Origin of the sequence: Streptomyces sp. NPDC001852 (assembly GCF_042891825.1) — a bacterium.
In the GTDB taxonomy this organism is placed as follows: domain Bacteria; phylum Actinomycetota; class Actinomycetes; order Streptomycetales; family Streptomycetaceae; genus Streptomyces.
Genome location: NZ_JBIATN010000030.1, coordinates 12624 through 29586 on the forward strand (window position 1 = coordinate 12624; position 16963 = coordinate 29586).

Below are 16963 nucleotides of genomic sequence, written 5' to 3' on the forward strand. Positions count from 1 at the left end.
GGGGCAGGCGGTGGGGCGGCCTAGCGGCCGCCTGGCCGGCGCGCGTCGGACCGACCGCGTTCATATCGGTGAACGCGCCGGTAGCCGGTGAGCCGGCCCTCCTGGTCGAGTTCGACCTGGTAGCTCGCCATCAGGCTCATGGTGTCCGGGACCCTCGCGAGTTCGAGGACCTCCACCTCGAGCACCCAACCGTCCTCGGTCTGCTCGAAAGAGGTCACCGATTCGGGGGCGAGCCCGGTGAGTTCGGTGAGCTGGGCGCGCGCCTGGCGCAGCACCTCCACGGGTGCCGGCCGTTGCTCCTCCGCCTTGCTGTGCGTGTCGTCGCCGCGTGACTCCTGTGAGTTATGTGTTTTCTGTGAGTTTTGAGACTTTGGTGTGTGGTTTGTGTTCGACATGGCCACCTCTTTCTGCGGGTGGCCCCTCATCCCGTGGCCAAACCTTCAGGGGGAAATGTCCGCGAGATGCCGCCCGGCCGGGCCGAGGGCGCGACCCCGCCCCGGCAGGCCGGACCAGGGGTCGGTACGCGCCTGGTCGAGGGCGTCGGCGATCGTCCAGCGGCGGGCGTCGAGCCCGGGGTCGTCCAGCTGCTCCCAGGCCAGGGGAACGGCGACGGGCGCGCCGGGGCGGGCGCGGACGGTGTAGGGGGCGACGGCGGTCTGCGCGTAGGCGTTGCGCTGGACGTCGAGGTAGAGACGGTCGCCGCGGTCCTCCTTCCGGGCCGCGGTGGTGAGCCGGTCCGGGTGCCGGGACGCCAGCAACTCGGCCACGGCGCGGGCGAATCGGCGTACCTCGTCGAAGTCGCTGCGGCCGTCGAGACGGACGACGAGGTGGAGTCCGCGCGAACCGGTGGTCATCGGTGCGGCGGGCAGCTCGAGTTCGTCCAGCAGCTCCTTCAACCAGACGGCCGCCGCGCGCACTTGAGCGAAGTCGTCGCCCGGAGGATCGAGGTCGAAGACCAGCTGGTCGGGGTGGTCGGCGCCGCCGGCCCGGTCGGTGCGCGACAGCCAGCGGTGCAGGGTGATGCACGCCTGGTCGGCGAGGTAGAGGAGGGTGGCGGTGTCGTCGCACACGGCGTGCGTGACCGTGCCGCCCTCCTTGGCGACCTCGGCGCGGGTGATCCAGTCCGGATAGTGCTCCGGGATGTTCTTCTGCATGAACCGCTGTGCGTCGAGACCGTCCGGATAGCGCTCCAGCATCAGCGGACGCCCCCGCAGATGCGGCAGCATGTGGGGGGCCACGGACCGGTAGTAGTCGGCGAGATCGCCCTTGGTGTACTCCTTGGCGCCCCCGCCGCCGGGAAAGAGGACCTTCCCCGGCCGCTGGATCTCCACCGCGCGGCGGCCGGCCCGTATGGACCGCGGCTCGCCGCTCATCGCACGACCGCCTCCTCGATCAGCAGCTTGGCCGCGGCCGCGATGCCCACGGCGTCGATGCCGGCCGCGTGCAGCTGCTCGTCGGGCGCGGCCGAGCCCGGCATGGTGCGCACCGCGAGCCGGACCAGCCGGGGCACGGGCCGGCCGTCGCCGAAGGCCTCCGCGACGGCGTCGCCGAGGCCGCCCTCGGCGCGGTGGTCCTCCACCGTGAGCAGACAGCCGGTCTCCTCGGCGGCCCGGTGCAGGGTCGCCACGTCGACGGGCTTGACGGAGTACAGGTCGATCACCCGCACCGCGATGCCGTCCTCGGCGAGCCGGTCCGCGGCGGCGAGCGCCTCGGGCACGGTGACCCCGGCCGCGACGACGGTCAGCCGGTCGTCCTCACCGGCCACGAGCGTCTTGCTGCCGCCCACCGGGAACTCCTCCTCGGGGCCGTAGATCACCGGTGTCTTGCCGCGCGAGGTGCGCAGATAGCGGATCCCGTCGAGGCCGGCCATGGCCGCGACCAGCCGGGCGGTCTGGTTGGCGTCGCACGGGTACAGCACGGTCGAGCCGTACAGGGCACGGAACATCGCCAGGTCCTCCAGGCCCATCTGGGAGGGCCCGTCCTGGCCGATCGCGACACCGGCGTGCGAGCCGACCAGGTTGATGCCGGAGCCGCTGATGGAGGCCATCCGCACGAAGTCGTGGGCGCGGGTGAGGAACGCGGCGAACGTCGAGGCGTACGGCAGCCAGCCCCGCGCGGCCATCCCGACGGCCGCCGCGACCAGTTGCTGCTCGGCGATGTAACACTCGAAGAACCGGTCGGGGTGGGCCTTGGCGAACTCCTCGGTGCGGGTGGAGTCGCCGACCTCGCCGTCCAGGGCGACGACATCGCCGCGTGCGCTGCCGAGCGCGGCGAGGGCCGCGCCGAAGGCGTCCCGGGTCGCGACCTCGTCGCCCTCGTCGTAGCGCGGGAGCTGCAGCACCTCGGTGGTCAGGTCGCGCAGCGCGGCGGCGGCCGGCGGCTCGTTGACCCGGACGTGCAGCCGGCGTGGTCCGCCGAGCTCGGCGACGGCCTCCTCGGCGTCCGCGAGCGGCTTCCCGTGGTGGCCCTCCAGGTCCTCCACGGCGGCGACACCCTTGCCCTTGAGGGTGCGGGCGAGGATCGCCACGGGCTGCCCGGCCGTGGACAGCGCCTCGCCGTAGGCCCGGTCGACCGCGTCGACGTCGTGGCCGTCGATCTCGATGGTGTGCCAGCCGAAGGCCTGGAAGCGGCGGGCGTAGGCGTCGAGGTCGTGGCCGTGCCGGGTGGGGCCGCGCTGGCCGAGCCGGTTGACGTCCACGATCGCGATCAGGTTGTCCAGGTGTTCGTGCCCGGCGTGTTCGGCGGCCTCCCACACCGAGCCCTCCGCCAGCTCGCTGTCTCCGCACAGCACCCACACCCGGTAACCGGTGCGCTCCAGGCGCTTGCCGGCGAGGGCGATGCCGACCCCGACCGGCAGGCCCTGACCGAGGGATCCGGTGGCCGTCTCCACCCAGGGCAGCCGCCGGGGCGTCGGATGTCCCTCGAGCCGGCTGCCGAGCCTGCGGAAGGTGAGCAGCTCGCCGTCCTCGATGGCACCGGCCGCCTTGTACGCGGCGTACAGCAGGGGCGAGGCATGCCCCTTGGACAGCACGAAACGGTCGTTGGCGGGGTGCTCGGGGCGTTCGAAGTCGTAGCGCAGGTGGTGGGCGAGCAGCACGGCCATCAGATCGGCCGCGGACATCGAGGAGGTGGGGTGCCCGGATCCCGCGGCGGCGGACGCCCGCACGCTGTCCACGCGCAACTGCTGTCCCAGCTCGGCGAGTTCGGCGGTGTTCATGATTCTCCTTGCAGTCGTTCGAGGGGGTGCGGCCGGGGGCTCACTCGGCGGCGGGGTCACTCGGCGGCGGGGTCACTCGGCGGCGGGGTCCGGAGGGTCGGTGCGCCTGACCGGGCCGGGGGCGGGGTGGTCACCGGGCTGATGCGCGCGGGGTTCTCCCGCGCGTTCCGGTACTTCCGCTTCCTCCGCCTTGCGCGGCTGGTCCGGCGGTGCCGGTCCGTCCGCGCGGCCCGGTCCGCCCGGTACGCGTGCCAGCTCCGGGGAGGCCGTGTCCAGGGGGACCGACCAGGACCGTACGAGGCCCAACTGCACGCCCTGGCGCGGCAGTACGGCGTCCAGCAGCCAGTCGGCGGCCACCCGGACGCGGTTGCCGGGCAGCGCGGCCAGGTGGTAGGCGCGGGTGACCGCACCGGCCGCCGGTCCGGACAGCGGGATGCCGAACGGATTCGCGGCGGCCCGGATCCCGCCGAGGTCGACGGCGAAACCCAGGTCGCGATGACGGTAGACCCGCCGGCGCCGGCCGAGGGCGAGCGAGGCGGCCACGTTCTCCCCGGCCACCCGGCCCTGCCGCCACGCGTGCTGGGCCGTCATCGGCGTGAAGGACCCCGGCCGCTCCAGGTCCGGTACGGCGGCCGCGTCCCCGCAGCCGAACACGTCCGGCCGACCCGGCACCTGCAGATACGGGTCGACGATCAGCCGTCCCCGCTCCAGCGGCTGCTCGAGCGCCTCCACCAGCGGATCGGGCCGTACCCCGACACACCACACCAGCGTCCGGGACGCGACGAACTCCCCGTCGGTGAGCAGCACCCCGTCATGGGTGGCCTCCTTCACCGACGTCCCCATCCGCACGTCGACACCCCGCGACCGCAGCACCCGGTCCGCCGTACGGGACAGCCGCTCGGCCAGCTCCGGCAGCACCCGCGGCGCCACGTCGAGCAGGATCCAGCGCGGCCGGACCCCGGCGGGCAGCGGATGCCGGCGGGCCAGCCGGTCGGTGAGCAACTCCATCTGCGCGACCACCTCGGTGCCGGTGTAGCCGGCGCCGACCACGACGAAGGTGCAGCGGGCGGCGCAGGCCTTCGGGTCGTCCTCCGTGGCCGCCAGTTCCACCTGCCGGGTCACGTGGTCGCGCAGGTACAGCGCCTCGGGCAGCCCGCGGAAGCCGTGCGCGTGCTCGGCGACCCCGGGGATGGGCAGCAGCTTGCTGACGCTGCCGACGCTCAGCACCAGCCGGTCGTAGGTGAGGGTGCCGATACCGCCCTCGGGGTCGGAGTAGTGGACCGTACGGCCGTCGAGGTCGACGTGGTCCGCCTCGCCGAGCACTATGCGCACCCCGTGCAGGGTGCCCGGCAGCGACACGGTGACCCTGCGGGCCTCCAGGATGCCGGCGGCGACCTGGGGCAGCAGCGGCAGGTACAGGAAGTAGTCGGTCGGGTTCAGCAGGGTGATATCGGCCCGGTTCCGGGTCAGCCGGGCCAGCGTGCGGGCAGCCCGGTACCCGGCGAAACCGGCGCCGACGATCACGACGTGAGGTCGGCTCACGGTGCGCCTCCGGCGGTGTGGCTCGTCCGAGGTGTTCCGCGTAACCGGAGCCGGGGCACCCAAACGCCGGGCGGGTCACCCGTACGCCGGTCGGAGCACCCGAACGCCTCGCCGGGCCCAAGGCGTTTCGCCCGCCGGGCACCGGTTACCCGGCGCGGGACCGGATGACACGGCGACGGCGTCGCCTGCGCGGAGGTTCCCCATGCCCGAGTACGGCTATTTCCTGGCGAGCGAGGAGCACGACCCCGCCGCGCTCGTGGAGCAGGCCCGGATGGCCGAGCAGGCCGGCTTCCGGGCGCTGTGGATCTCCGACCACTTCCACCCGTGGAACGACGCGCAGGGGCAGAGCGCGTTCGTGTGGTCGGTGATCGGGGCCCTGTCGGAGGCGGTGTCGCTGCCCGTCGAGACGGCGGTGGCCTGTCCGACCGTGCGGCTGCACCCGGCGGTGACGGCGCAGGCCGCGGCGACGAGCGCGGTGATGGCCGAGGGCCGTTTCCGGCTGGGCGTCGGCACGGGTGAGGCGCTGAACGAGCACATCCTCGGCGACCGCTGGCCCCCGCTGCACGTCCGCCTGGAGATGCTGGAGGAGGCCATCCAGGTGATGCGCCGACTGTTCACCGACGAGGAGGTCAACCACCACGGGACGCACTACACCGTGGAGAACGCCCGCCTCTACACCGTGCCCGAGGAGCCCGTCCCGATCGACATCTCCGGCTTTGGACCCAAGGCGACGTCGCTCGCCGCCCGGGTGGGCGACGGGTACATCACGATGGCGCCGGAGGAGGAGATGGTCACGCAGTTCCGCAAGGGCGGCGGGACCAAGCCGGTCAGCGGCGGCACGAAGGTCTGTTACGGCACCGATCGCGAGGAGTGCGTCCGTACGGTGCGCTCGCTCTGGTACAACGAGCTGCTGCCCGGCGAGATGGGGCAGGTGCTGCCGTCGCCGCGGCACTTCGAGCAGTTGCGGGAGCTGGTCACCGAGGACATGGTGCGCGAGAAGGTCGTGTGCGGGGACGATGCCGACCAGCACGTGTCCACACTGCGGGCGTTCGCCGACGCCGGCTTCGACCGGGTGTACGTGAACCAGATCGGGGCCGATCAGAAGGGGTTCTTCGACTTCTACCGGACCAGGGTGCTGCCGCGGCTCGGGTGACCTCAGGCCCTGTGGTCCGGGGTCTCGGGGGGCTCCGTCGGCATCGGCGGGTAGGGCAGGCCCAGGCCGCTCGGCGGGCCTGCCGGGGCGGAGCCGCCGATGACGCGGGCCGGCGGGGAGGGGTGGGCGTGCTTCGGGTGGGCGGCCCCCCGCAGCACGTAGGCCACTGCGGCCATGATCGCCGCCGTGATCAGTGCGGCGCCCCAGCCGGGCAGGCCGGTCGCCAGGGCCAGGCCGACGGCGAGGGCGAGCGCGGCCCCCGCGTACAGGGCGGCGGCGCCGGACGCGGCGTAGAGCAGGGCGGCGTGGCGCTGCTTGCGGGTCTGTTCGCGCAGCTCGTCACGTACCGTCTCGCGTGCCACCTGTGCCAGCTCTTCGACCAGGTGCCTGTCGAGATGTTCCAGGTGATCCAGGTGTTCCGAACGGTCCATACCCTGCGGGTACCCGGCGGACGCGGCGGGTAACGCGGGCGCCCTGCACGGCCCGGGCCGCCCCAACTAGGCTCGGGCGCATGGAGATTCTGGGCGCCTCGCTGCGCATCTGCGTCGATGACCTCGAGACCGCGATCCCCTTCTACGAGCGTCTGGCCGGCGGCAGAGCCCTGCGCTTCGGGCGCGGCGGGGTCCAGGTCGCCGCGATCGGCTCCTTTCTGCTGATGAGCGGCCCGGAGGAGGAACTGGAGGTGCTGCGCAGGGTGGCGGCGACCATCGCCGTCAAGGACGTGGACGAGGCGCACCGGCTGCTGACCGAGCTCGGCGCCAGGATCATCGCGGGGCCGGTGCCGACGCCGGTGGGCCGGAACCTGATCGCGATGCATCCGGACGGCTCGGTGTTCGAGTACGTCGACCAGCGGGGCTGAGCCGGTCAGGCGAGGTCGGGCCGCATCCGGAAGTCGTGCCGGGCGGGGAGGGGTTCGTCGGTGAGCCGGGCCCACAGGCGGCCGAGCGTCTCCTCCCCCTCCCGCAGGTCGGCGACCTCGAAGCCCGCGTCGAAGACGGCCCGTGCGTCGGCGGGCCGGCCCTCGGCGAGCAGCAGTTCCGCCTCCAGGAGGCGGAACCGGCCGCGGCGGCGGACGGCGGGCAGCAACCGGTCCCAGAGCGCCCGGGCGTCCGCCGTCCGCCGCACCCGGAGCAGTGCCTCGAGGGTTTCCCGGCCGAGCGCGGCCACCGCCGCGGTCCAGGTCTCGCCGTCGTCACGGCGTTCGCGGCACAGGTCGTCGAAGGCGTCGGCGTACCGGTCGGCGGCCCGTTCGTGGTGGCCGGACTCCTGGTCGGCGACGGCGAGGCAGCGCAGCGACGGCCAGAGCGACGGGGCGAGTTCGAGGGCGCGTTCCCAGCTGCGGACGGCCTGGGCGCGGTCGCCGGCGTGCCACTGGGCGACGCCGAGGTGGTACTCGGTGTGCGGGGTGGCGGGCGCGGTCTCCAGCATGTCCCGCCAGTGCGGGGCGACGAGGGTCTCACCGGGCGGCCGTACCCGGCGCGGCTCGGGCAGGGAGCCGGTGCGCAGCAGTTCCCGCCAGGGCGCCTGGGCCTCGCCGAGGGTGGACTCGGGGAACGGGGTGCCGGGCAGTTTCCAGTCGGCACGCAGCACTTCGAGGGCGCCCCAGCCGGATCCGACGGCCAGGGTCTCACCGGGTTCGGTGTCGGCGCACGGCAGCCAGGCCGCGTACGCCTCCTCCACCCGGGCGCGCGGCAGTACGGACTCCAGCCGTTCCTCGGCGTCCTGGACGGCCCGGGTCCACTCCCCCTCGGGCGGTGCGTCGAGCGGGCCGTACGCCTCCAGCCAGGACACCTCGCTCTCGGCCTCCAGCCGGACGTGCTCCAGCTGGGTGCGGGCCAGTCCGGCCTGGATCTCGCAGTAGCCGCCGGTGCCGGGTTCGGTCAGCCACTCCTGCCAGCGCCGGCCGCCGGACCGGTTGCCCCACACGAAGAGCTTGCGGCCGCGCAGCACGTCGGTGGAGGTCTGCACCAGCCCGTGGCCGCCGGTGTCCAGCGCGGCGATCCAGCGGCGGCGGCCGTCCGGCACCTCGTAGAAGTAGTCGGCGGCGTACGGGCTGTTGAGCGGGTGGGTGCGGTCGATGCCGTCGTACGACGGCACGGGGACGCGGCGCAGCCGGCGCTCGTACCCGAAGTGCCAGGCCTCCTCGGCGGGCGCGAGGACCCGGCGCTCCTCCGGTACCGCGATGTTGGACCACCAGTACGTCGGCACCGGACGCTCGTGCGGGTTGCGGACGCGGACGCCCACATGGAGGAAGTCGGAGCCGTCGGGCAGCCACAGGTCGACCTGGAAGGGCAGGTCGCGCAGCCGCTCCCACTCCCACAGGCGGAGCATCTCGCCGCCGTCGGGGGCGGGGACGCGGGCGGCGTGCAGGGGCGAGCAGGAGAGGGTGGTGTGGCCGGTGGCGCCGATGTTCCATTCGATGCCGCCGGAGTACCAGGCGCCGTTGAGGGCGAAGTCGGCGGGCTGGAACACCGGGTTGCGGTAGAGGAGTTCGCGTCCGGTGGGCAGGTGGAGCAGGGAGGCGATGCGACCGCCGAGGCCGGGCAGGACGGTGGCGCGCAGCCGGTCGTTCTCGATCACCAGGGCGTCGAGGGCGCGGGGTTCGCGGGTTCTGTCGTACCCGTCGCGGACGCGGACCGGCAGCAGGCTGCGCAGCGGCTCGTACCCGAGCTGGCGGGCCATGTCCCGGGGCAGGCCGTCCCGGTCGCGGTCGTCGATGCGGTGAACCTCGTCGAGGGGGCGCAGCGGGGGCAGGGGGTTGTCGGGGCCCAACTGCGCGGCGGGCAGCGTCAGTACCTCACGTCGGATCCTCGTCACGATCACCATCGAACCCGGCGTGGGCCCGGTCGGCCAGGGGATGTGCCGGTCAGGATTGCGCAAAGCCGCGGGAATCGGGTCCTGTTGCCGGCCGGTTTCAGTCGCGCATCTCGGCGGTGAGCGCCCAGCGTTCGTGGTCGCGCCAGGCGCCGTCGATGTGGAGCATGGCCGGGGAGAACCCCTCAAGCCGGAAGCCGGCGCCGCGCGCCATGGCGACCGAGGCGGTGTTCTCGGGCTGCACGTTGATCTCCAGCCGGTGCAGCCCGAGCGGCCCGAAGGCGTACCCGATGACCAGGTCGAGGCCCTCGCGCATGAGGCCGCGCCCTGCGGCGTGCGCGAAGGCCCCGTAGCCGAGGGCACCGCACTGGAAGCCGCCGCGCACGATGTTGTTGATGTTGATGAACCCGGCGATGTCCCCGCTGTCCTTCTCGCACACCAGGAAGCCGGCCTTCGTCGGGTCCTCGATCAGCGAGCGCGCGTAGGCGGTGTAGGCCTCGTCGTTGTCCGGCGGGAAGAGCCAGGGCCGGTGCAGGTCCTTGCTCTCGCGGGTCCGCGCGGTGAACTCGGGACCGTCTTCGAGGGTGAAGTGACGGATGGCCACGCGGGGGCCCTCGGCGAGGTAGTGGGGTGCGGTGTGCGGCATCCAGCCAGCGTACGGCGTCCCCGCCCGCGCCGCCCGCAGCCGATCCACCCGCACCGGTTCCGGCCATCCGCCGCACACCGCCTGCGGGAGGCCGCGCCCGGGCAGGCTCCCGGAGCCGACCCCAGAAGCCAGGGCGCCCGGCCCGACCCCAGGAATCCGCGCACCCGAGCCGACCCCAGAGGCCAGCGCGCCCGAGCCGACCCCAGAAGCCCGCGCACGTGCCGGGTCCTGAAGCCTCCCGTGCCGCGGCTCCTGGGTTCCGCCCGGGGCCTCAGCCGCCGACGACCGGGAGTCGCAGCACCCCGGTGTCCCCGGGCGCGCTGACCACGGTCACCGGCTTGATCCCCCGGTTGCCGAAGTAGGCGTCGTCGCTCGCCGCGATCACGAACCGCAGCCGGTGCCCGGCCGCGTACCGGTGCACGATGCCCGGCAGGGTCACGGTGAAGCTCCTGGTCACGTCCGGCACCCTGACCGGCGCGACCAGCCGGTGGACGAGCGTCCGGGTGCCGTCGGGCGCGACGTCGTACAGCTTGGCGAACAGCACCAGTCTGTCGGCGGCGTCGCCGGAGCCCTGGGTGCGCTCGGCCTTCGGGGAGACGACCCTGAGGGTGACCTGCGGGGCGCCGACGACGTCGAGGTTCCCGGTGAGAGGCGCACCGGTCCAGGCGAGGTAGGTGCCCTTGGTGTCGTACGGCGCCGGGTCGGGCACGCCGACGGCACCGGCCAGGGAGCTCTCCGAATGGCTCGTCGGAACCAGCCAGTTGGTGTAGCCGCGGCTGCCGCGGACGACCTTCGCCCTGGTGTCGACGAGTGTGCCGTCCCCGGAGAGGTAGAGGGTGCGGCTCAGGGCCGGCACCCGGTCGGCGGTGGCGTAGGTGCGGTCGGGATCGGTGATCCAGTCCCGGTAGTAGGCGAAGGCGGGGCCCGTGCGTGTGCTCCTGTCCTTGTTCAGATAGCGGTGGAACCAGGCGAGGATGCGCCGGCCGACGTAGCTGCTCTCCAAGTTGCCCTGGGTGAGGTTGAGTTCACCGGCGGCCGGGTCGGTGAGGCCGCCGCTGTGGCCCCAGGACTGCCAGATCAGCGCGGCTGGGGTGCCCTGGGCCCGGAGCGTGCGGTAACTGGCCGTCGCCTCGTTGAGGTTGAACAGCGTGTCCGCCTGGCCCTGGACGAGCAGGGTGGGTGCCTGGACGCGGGAGAGGTAGCTCGCCGGGGAGACACTGCGGGCGTAGGCGAGCAGCCGGCCGGTGCGGCCGGCCGGGTAGCTGCCGGAATCGAGGGTGTGCACGGTGTCGCAGGCGTCGCGGACGAAGTGCAGACAGGCCAGCGAGTTGATCCGCGACGGGTCGAGGCTCGGGGTGGTCAGCGGCTGGCTCTCGCCGACCAGGTAGAAGCCGTTGGTCCACTGCCACTTGAAGGCTCCCGGCACGTCCCGGGCGCCGACGGCGTTGTTCGGGTCCAGGGAGTAGACGAGGTCGTTCCAGGTGATGAGCGGGACGAGGGCGTCCACCCGGTGGTCGACGGATGCCGTGGCGAGCTGAATGGCGCCGCCGTAGGAGCCGCCGATCATGCCGACGCGCGGGTCGCCGGGGGCGTCGAGGGTGACGAAGTCGGCGCGGGTGCCGTCGTCGGCGGGGCGTGTCCCGCCGAGGAAGTCGACCAGCCGGGAGGCGGCCTCGCCGTCGATGCCGGGGTCGTCGAGGGAGATCAGGCAGCCGCTGTGGCCGAAACCGAGGCCGGAGTAGACGAGGGAGACGTAACCGCGCTCGGCGAAGGCCTTGCCGATGGCGTCGGTGGAGCCGTCGGACTTGCTGCCGCCGAAGCCGTTGGTGGTGAGCACGGCGGGCGCGGGGTGGGCGTGGTCCACCCCGGCGGGCCGGTACAGGTCGGCGTCGACGGCGCAGCTGCGGTCGCCGGCCCGCACGGTGAACGTCAGCGGGGTGACGGTGTACCGGCCGCCCGCGTGAGCCGGGCCTGCGGTGAGCGTGAGGGGCGCGGTGAGAGCCGCGCCGAGGAGGGCGGCGAGGGCGGTACGGGAACGGGACACACGTCGGGACAGGCGCCGGGGCGCACGTCGGGGCGCACGTCGGAGCACGGGGACCTCCACACTGAGGCACGCGAGTACCGACCAGTAGGTCTGGCCGAAGAGAATGCTGTGACACGTGTCAGGCAGGGGTCAATCCCCTGCGCGTGTGGTTTATTGACGGCAATTCAGTAGAGGTGGTCAGCGCAGCGCGGGTTGCTCCAGCGTCAACGTGGCCGCCTCCGCGTCGAGTTCGGCCGACACGCCGAACGGTATGGTCAGCGCGCCCGCACAGTGCCCGAAGCCGAACTCCTCCACCACGGGCACCCCGAGGCCGCCGAGGCGGTCGGCGAACAGGCGCCGCACCCCGGCCTGGTCCGGGCACCCCTCCCACGAGCCGAGCAGCACGCCGCGCACTCCCTCCAGCCAGCCCGCACGCAGGAGTTGGGTGAGGTAGCGGTCCAGCCGGTAGGTCTCCTCGCCCACGTCCTCCAGGCACAGCAGCCCGCCGGCCGCCGAGGTGCGGGCGTGCGGGGTGCCGAGCTCCGCGGCGAGCAGGCACAGACAGCCGCCGAGGGTGACCCCTCGGGCCCGGCCGGGCACCATGGCCCGGCCGCCGGAGACGATGGTCCGGACCCTTTCCGGGGCGAACAGCGTGTCCCGCAGATGTTCCTGTGCCCGGGCGTTCTTGATGAAGTCGACACCGGCCGCCATCGGCCCGTGGAGGGTGGCGAGCCCGAGACGGGTGGCGAAGGCCTCGTGCAGGGCGGTGATGTCGCTGAACCCCACGAAGACCTTCGGCCCCGCCGCCCGCATGGCGTCCCAGTCCAGCAGGTCGATCACGCGCTGCGCCCCGTAGCCCCCGCGGGCACACAGCACCGCCGCCACGGACGGGTCGCACCAGGCGTTCTGCAAGTCGGCGGCGCGGTCGGCGTCCCGGCCGGCCAGGTAGTCGAACTCGCCGTGCCGGTCGAGCACATGCGGCGCCACGACCGGATCCAGGTCCCAGCCGCGCAGCACGTCCAGCCCCGCCTGGAGCCGTTCCTCCGGCACCGGCCCGCTGGGGGCGACGACGGCCACCCGGGCGCCCGGGGCCAGTCGCTCCGGGCGCGTCAGTTCTCTCATGTGTGCAGCTCCAGCCTCGGCACATCGGGCACGTCCAGTGCGAACACCTGGGCGTACAGGGAGAGTTCGGCCTGCAGGGCGCACACCAGGGTCTCCGCCCGCCGGAACCCGTGCCCCTCTCCTTCGAAGGTGAGGTAGGCGTGCGGCATGTTCCGGCCCGCGATCCGGGCGAGGAAGCGTTCGCACTGGGCGGGCGGGCAGATCACGTCGTCCAGGCCCTGGAGGAGCAGGAACGGCGCGGTCAGCCGGTCGGCGTGGGTGCTCGGCGAGCGCTCGGTGTACCGGGCGGGCACCTCGGCGAACGGGCCGATCAGCGACTCCAGGTAGCGGGACTCGAAGTCGTGGGTCTCCTCCGGCCCCCAGGTGGCCAGGTCCAGCACGGGGTAGAGGATGGTGCCGCAGGCGTAGACGTCGGTCGTGGTCAGGGAGGCGGCGGTGGTCCAGCCCCCGGCGCTGCCGCCCCGGATCGCGAGCCGTGCGGGGTCGGCGGTGCCCTCGTCGGCGAGGGCACGGGCGACGGCCGCGCAGTCCTCGACGTCGACCACGCCCCACTGCTCGCGCAGCCGCTCGCGGTAGGCCCGGCCGTATCCGGTGGAGCCGCCGTAGTTCACCTGCGCGACGCCGATGCCGCGCGAGGTGAAGTAGGCGATCTCCAGGTCCAGCACGAGCGGCACCCGGCTGGTGGGGCCGCCGTGCGCCCAGATGACGTAGGGCGGCAACTCACCGTCGGGTGCGGTGCGTTCGGGGTGGTGGGGCGGGTGGACGTGGGCGTGCACCTCGCGGCCGTCCGGTCCGGTGAAGACGCGGATCCGCGGCTCGGGGTAGTACGCCGGGTCGACGGCGTCCCGGTGCCGGGCGCCGATCGCGCGGGCCCGCCCGGTGGCGGTGTCCAGCTCGACCACTTCGTACGCCGTGCGCGGGCCGGCGCCGACCCCGACCACCCGTGTGCCGTGGGCCGCGAGGCCGGCGCTGAACTCGGTCCACGGTCCGGCGGCGTCGACGATCTCCCCGGATTCCGGATCCAGTATCCCGAGTACGGTCGACCCTCGGCCGTGGACGACCGCGATCAGCCCGTTGTCGAGCGGCGCGAACCAGCGCAGCCCGAGCTGCCACAGGGGCCCGCCGAACTCCTCCTCGCGCGGGCACAGCGGGGTGCCGTCGCGGTAGAGGTTCCACCAGCCGCTGCGGTCGCTCGTATACAGAATGCCGCCGTCCGCGGACCACTCGGCCTGCGCGACGGCCTCGTCCGGTCCACCGGCGACCGTATGCACGTCCCGCAGCGTGCCGTCGCCGCCGACGTCGGCGACGAGCAGTTCCGTGCCGTCCCACGGCATGCGGGGATGGTCCCAGGCGAGCCAGGCCGCGCGCCGGCCGTCGGGGGCGAGGCGCGCCCCGGTGACGAACCGGTGCCGGCCGTCGGTGAGTTCTCTGACGGCGCCGCGGTCCTCGGCGGCCGAGCCGTCCAGCGGTACGGCGGCGAGCACGCGCCGCACGTCACCGGGGCCGTCGCCGGTGAACTCCTCCAGCACGCACCACACTTCCCCGCGCTCCGGGTCCACGCGCGGTTCGGCCCAGCGCAGCCCGCCGCCCACGGCGGACACCGGGGTCAGCGGACGCGGCTCGCCGCCGGGTTCGTACTGGTAGAGCCGCTGGTCGGCGAAGTGCACGAAGACGACGAGGGGTTGACCGTCCAGAAGCACCCCGGCCCAGGGCCGGCCACCGTACTCGATGACCCGGCTGCGCACGTTCCAGGGCGCGGGCAGGACCGACTCCTCGCTGCCGTCGGCCCGGCGTCGTACCAGGGCCCGGCGGCCGCCCTCGGCCGGCCGGGGTTCGGTCCACCAGGTCTCGTCCCCGACGAAGCCCGTCCGCTCCGGCCGGCCGTCGTGCGCGGCGGCGAGGGCCGCGTGGACCGGCGACGGCCAGGATCCGTACGGCGTCTTGAGCACCTTGTCCCCCATCCCCTAGGCCGTCCGCAGGAAGCGGTCCAGCACCCGGACGCCGAAGTGCAACGCCTCGGCCGGCACACGCTCGTCCACGCCGTGGAACAGCGCCTGGTAGTCCAGACCCTCGGGCAGCTTCAGCGGGGCGAAACCGTATCCGGTGATGCCGAGCCGGGAGAACTGCTTGGCGTCCGTGCCGCCCGACATGCAGTACGGCACCACGTGCCCGTCGGGAGCGAACGCCTCGACGGCGGCCCGCATCTTCGCGTACGTCGGCGAGTCCACCGGCGCCTCGAGGGCCACCTCCCGGTGCGCGAACTCCCAGCTCACGTCCGGGCCGGTCAGCATGTCGAGGGTGGCGGTGAACTCCTCCTCGGCGCCCGGCAGACAGCGCCCGTCCACGTAGGCGACCGCCTCGCCGGGAACCACGTTCAGCTTGTAACCGGCGTCCAGCATGGTCGGGTTGGCACTGTTGCGGACGGTCGCCTCGACCAGCGCGGCCGCGGGGCCGAGCTTCTCCAGCAGCCGGTCCACGTCCGTGAAGTCGGGCTCGATGCCGTACACGGCGGCCAGTTCGGTGAGCGAGGCCCGTACGGTCGGGGTGAGTCTCGGGCGCCACTCGTGCTGGCCGATGCGGGCGACGGCGGCGGCGAGCCGGGTCACCGCGTTCTCCCTGTTCACCTTGGAGCCGTGCCCGGCCCGGCCGCGCGCGGTGAGCTTCAGCCAGCAGGTGCCCCGCTCCCCCGCCGCGATGGGGTAGAACTGCCGGCCGGCGCCGTCGTGGAAGGTGAAGGCGCCGGACTCGCTGATGCCCTCGGTGCAGCCCTCGAACAGCTCCGGATGCCGGTCGGCGAGGAACCCGGAGCCGTCCTCGGCGCTGGCCTCCTCGTCGGCGGTGAACGCGATGACGAGGTCCCGGCGGGGCCGTACGCCCTGCCGGGCCCAGGACCGGACGACCGCGAGGATCATCGCGTCCATGTTCTTCATGTCGACGGCGCCCCGCCCCCACACCACCCCGTCCCGGATCTCCCCCGAGAACGGGTGCACACTCCAGTCGGCGGCCTCCGCGGGCACCACGTCGAGGTGACCGTGCACCAGCAGCGCGTCGGCGGACGGGTCGGTGCCCTCGATCCGCGCGACGACGTTGGTGCGTCCCGGTGTCCGCTCCAGCAGCACCGGTTCCAGTCCGGCCCCGGCCAGCCGCTCGGCCGCGTACTCCGCGGCGGGCCGCTCCCGGCAGTCCCCGCCGCCCCGGTTGGTGGTGTCGATGCGGATGAGCCCGGAGGTGAACTCCACGACCTCGGCCAGGGCCGTCTCGTCGGCCTGCTGGTCAGCCATACTGCTCCTCCACGGCGGCGGAGACGATCGTCGTGACCGCCTTGAACGTCCGGATCCCCTCGTACATCGTGGCGCTGGTGTACGCCACCTTCCGCTCCCCGATCCGCGCGACCCCGGGCACGACGGTCGCGGCCATCGCCAGGTGCTCGGCGTCGAACTCGACGGCGACGGTGAACGGCCCGGCCTCAACGGGTGCATGACGCACCGCGAGCCGGGCGGCCTCCTTGGCGGCGGCGCGGATGTCGGCGGCGGTGCGCGCAGGTGTCCGGCACACGGCCGCATACCGGGACACATGGTCCTTCACCGCGACCTTCAGGGCCTCCGGCGCGTACCCGAGCGCGTCCTCGCAGGCCACGTCGTCCCCGGTGACGAGGACGACGGGGACGCCGTACTCGGCGACGACATGCGCGTTGAGCAGCCCCTCGCTGGCGCGGACGTCGTTCAGCCACACCCCGGTGATCTGGTTGGCGAGGTAGGTGTGGGCGAGGACGCCCTCCATGCCGGCGCCCGCGTGGTAGCCGACGAACGCGATGCCGTCGACGTCGCCGTGCTGCACGCCCTCCACCATCGACAGCGTCTTGTGCCGCCCGGTGAGCATCTCGGTCCGCTCGTCGAGCCGCTCCAGCAGCAGGTTGCGCATGGTCCAGTGGGCCTCGTTGACGAGCACCTGGTCGGCGCCGCCGTCGAAGAAGCCCTCCACGGCGGCGTTCACGTCCGAGGTGAACATCGACCGGCACCGCTCCCACTGCGGCGTCCCCGGCAGCACGTCGGCCGGCCAGGTGACGCCGGTGGCCCCCTCCATGTCGGCACTGATGAGGATCTTCATGCCGTGTCACGTTACGCGCCGAGCGCGAACCGGGCTACGGTCCGCGCCGCCGCGTGGTGTTCCCGGCTCCACCCGCTCGGAGACAACGCTCTACTCGTCGAGGAACTGATACGCCTCGCTCGCGGCCCGGATCACCACGGTGCCGTCGCGGACCTGCCACTCGCTCATGCCGACGGACCGAGCGCGCATCCGAGCCCCGGTACGTCCGGTCGGGATCGTCCCGCTCGACGATCTCCCTGACCTGGGCGAGCTGCCGGTCATCGCACTCCAGCCGACGACCATGAGAACGGAAGCCGACGCGACGGGGGCTCCCGATGCGCACCCGAGTGAGCTCAGGAA

14 protein-coding genes are annotated in these 16963 nt (G+C 73.3%); 2 read left to right on the forward strand and 12 right to left on the reverse strand.

Features of this window, described 5'->3' with window-relative positions:
• Positions 1-20 precede the first annotated feature (20 nt).
• The 4 genes from ACFYZB_RS36915 to ACFYZB_RS36930 form a co-directional block, all read right to left on the reverse strand.
• Positions 21-395 (reverse strand): gas vesicle protein, encoded by a 375-nt coding sequence (locus tag ACFYZB_RS36915; protein WP_388765924.1) that lies wholly within the window; start codon positions 393-395, stop codon positions 21-23.
• 45 nt (positions 396-440) lie between these two features.
• The gene (ligD, locus tag ACFYZB_RS36920; RefSeq protein ID WP_388765926.1) at positions 441-1373 is read right to left on the reverse strand and encodes a non-homologous end-joining DNA ligase; all 933 of its coding nucleotides are present in this window, start codon (positions 1371-1373) and stop codon (positions 441-443) included.
• Positions 1370-3217: a transketolase gene (locus ACFYZB_RS36925; RefSeq protein WP_388765928.1), complete on the reverse strand. Its 1848-nt coding sequence runs from the start codon at positions 3215-3217 to the stop codon at positions 1370-1372. The genes ligD and ACFYZB_RS36925 overlap by 4 nt, the downstream gene beginning before the upstream one ends.
• 72 nt (positions 3218-3289) lie before the next feature.
• Positions 3290-4759, reverse strand: a complete 1470-nt coding sequence (locus ACFYZB_RS36930; protein WP_388765930.1) for an NAD(P)/FAD-dependent oxidoreductase — start codon at positions 4757-4759, stop codon at positions 3290-3292.
• Between the two features lie 202 nt (positions 4760-4961).
• Here ACFYZB_RS36930 and ACFYZB_RS36935 point away from each other — a divergent pair, with 202 nt between their 5' ends.
• On the forward strand, positions 4962-5912 hold the full coding sequence (locus ACFYZB_RS36935) for an LLM class F420-dependent oxidoreductase (RefSeq protein ID WP_388765932.1): 951 nt from the start codon (positions 4962-4964) through the stop codon (positions 5910-5912).
• 2 nt (positions 5913-5914) lie between these two features.
• On the opposite strand, the gene ACFYZB_RS36940 is transcribed toward ACFYZB_RS36935, so the two are convergent.
• Positions 5915-6343 (reverse strand): phage holin family protein, encoded by a 429-nt coding sequence (locus ACFYZB_RS36940; RefSeq protein WP_388765934.1) that lies wholly within the window; start codon positions 6341-6343, stop codon positions 5915-5917.
• An 80-nt stretch (positions 6344-6423) separates the two neighbouring features.
• Here ACFYZB_RS36940 and ACFYZB_RS36945 point away from each other — a divergent pair, with 80 nt between their 5' ends.
• Positions 6424-6771 (forward strand): VOC family protein, encoded by a 348-nt coding sequence (locus tag ACFYZB_RS36945; RefSeq protein ID WP_388765936.1) that lies wholly within the window; start codon positions 6424-6426, stop codon positions 6769-6771.
• Positions 6772-6776: 5 nt separating this feature from the next.
• On the opposite strand, the gene ACFYZB_RS36950 is transcribed toward ACFYZB_RS36945, so the two are convergent.
• The 7 genes from ACFYZB_RS36950 to ACFYZB_RS36980 form a co-directional block, all read right to left on the reverse strand.
• Positions 6777-8738, reverse strand: a complete 1962-nt coding sequence (locus tag ACFYZB_RS36950; RefSeq protein ID WP_388765938.1) for a DUF5107 domain-containing protein — start codon at positions 8736-8738, stop codon at positions 6777-6779.
• 88 nt (positions 8739-8826) lie between these two features.
• A complete protein-coding gene (locus tag ACFYZB_RS36955) occupies positions 8827-9372 on the reverse strand; it encodes a GNAT family N-acetyltransferase (RefSeq protein ID WP_351214801.1) in 546 nt (181 codons plus the stop codon).
• Positions 9373-9643: 271 nt separating this feature from the next.
• A complete protein-coding gene (locus ACFYZB_RS36960) occupies positions 9644-11428 on the reverse strand; it encodes an alpha/beta fold hydrolase (protein WP_388766049.1) in 1785 nt (594 codons plus the stop codon).
• Positions 11429-11593: 165 nt separating this feature from the next.
• Complete coding sequence (locus ACFYZB_RS36965; RefSeq protein ID WP_388765940.1) at positions 11594-12517, reverse strand: LD-carboxypeptidase; 924 nt, start codon at positions 12515-12517, stop codon at positions 11594-11596.
• Positions 12514-14478 (reverse strand): prolyl oligopeptidase family serine peptidase, encoded by a 1965-nt coding sequence (locus ACFYZB_RS36970; RefSeq protein WP_388765942.1) that lies wholly within the window; start codon positions 14476-14478, stop codon positions 12514-12516. The genes ACFYZB_RS36965 and ACFYZB_RS36970 overlap by 4 nt, the downstream gene beginning before the upstream one ends.
• Before the next feature lie 3 nt (positions 14479-14481).
• Positions 14482-15798 carry a M20/M25/M40 family metallo-hydrolase gene (locus ACFYZB_RS36975; protein ID WP_388765944.1) on the reverse strand — a complete coding sequence of 439 codons (1317 nt, stop codon included), beginning with the start codon at positions 15796-15798 and terminating at the stop codon, positions 14482-14484.
• Positions 15791-16624 (reverse strand): M55 family metallopeptidase, encoded by an 834-nt coding sequence (locus ACFYZB_RS36980; protein WP_388765947.1) that lies wholly within the window; start codon positions 16622-16624, stop codon positions 15791-15793. The genes ACFYZB_RS36975 and ACFYZB_RS36980 overlap by 8 nt, the downstream gene beginning before the upstream one ends.
• Positions 16625-16963: the final 339 nt, after the last annotated feature.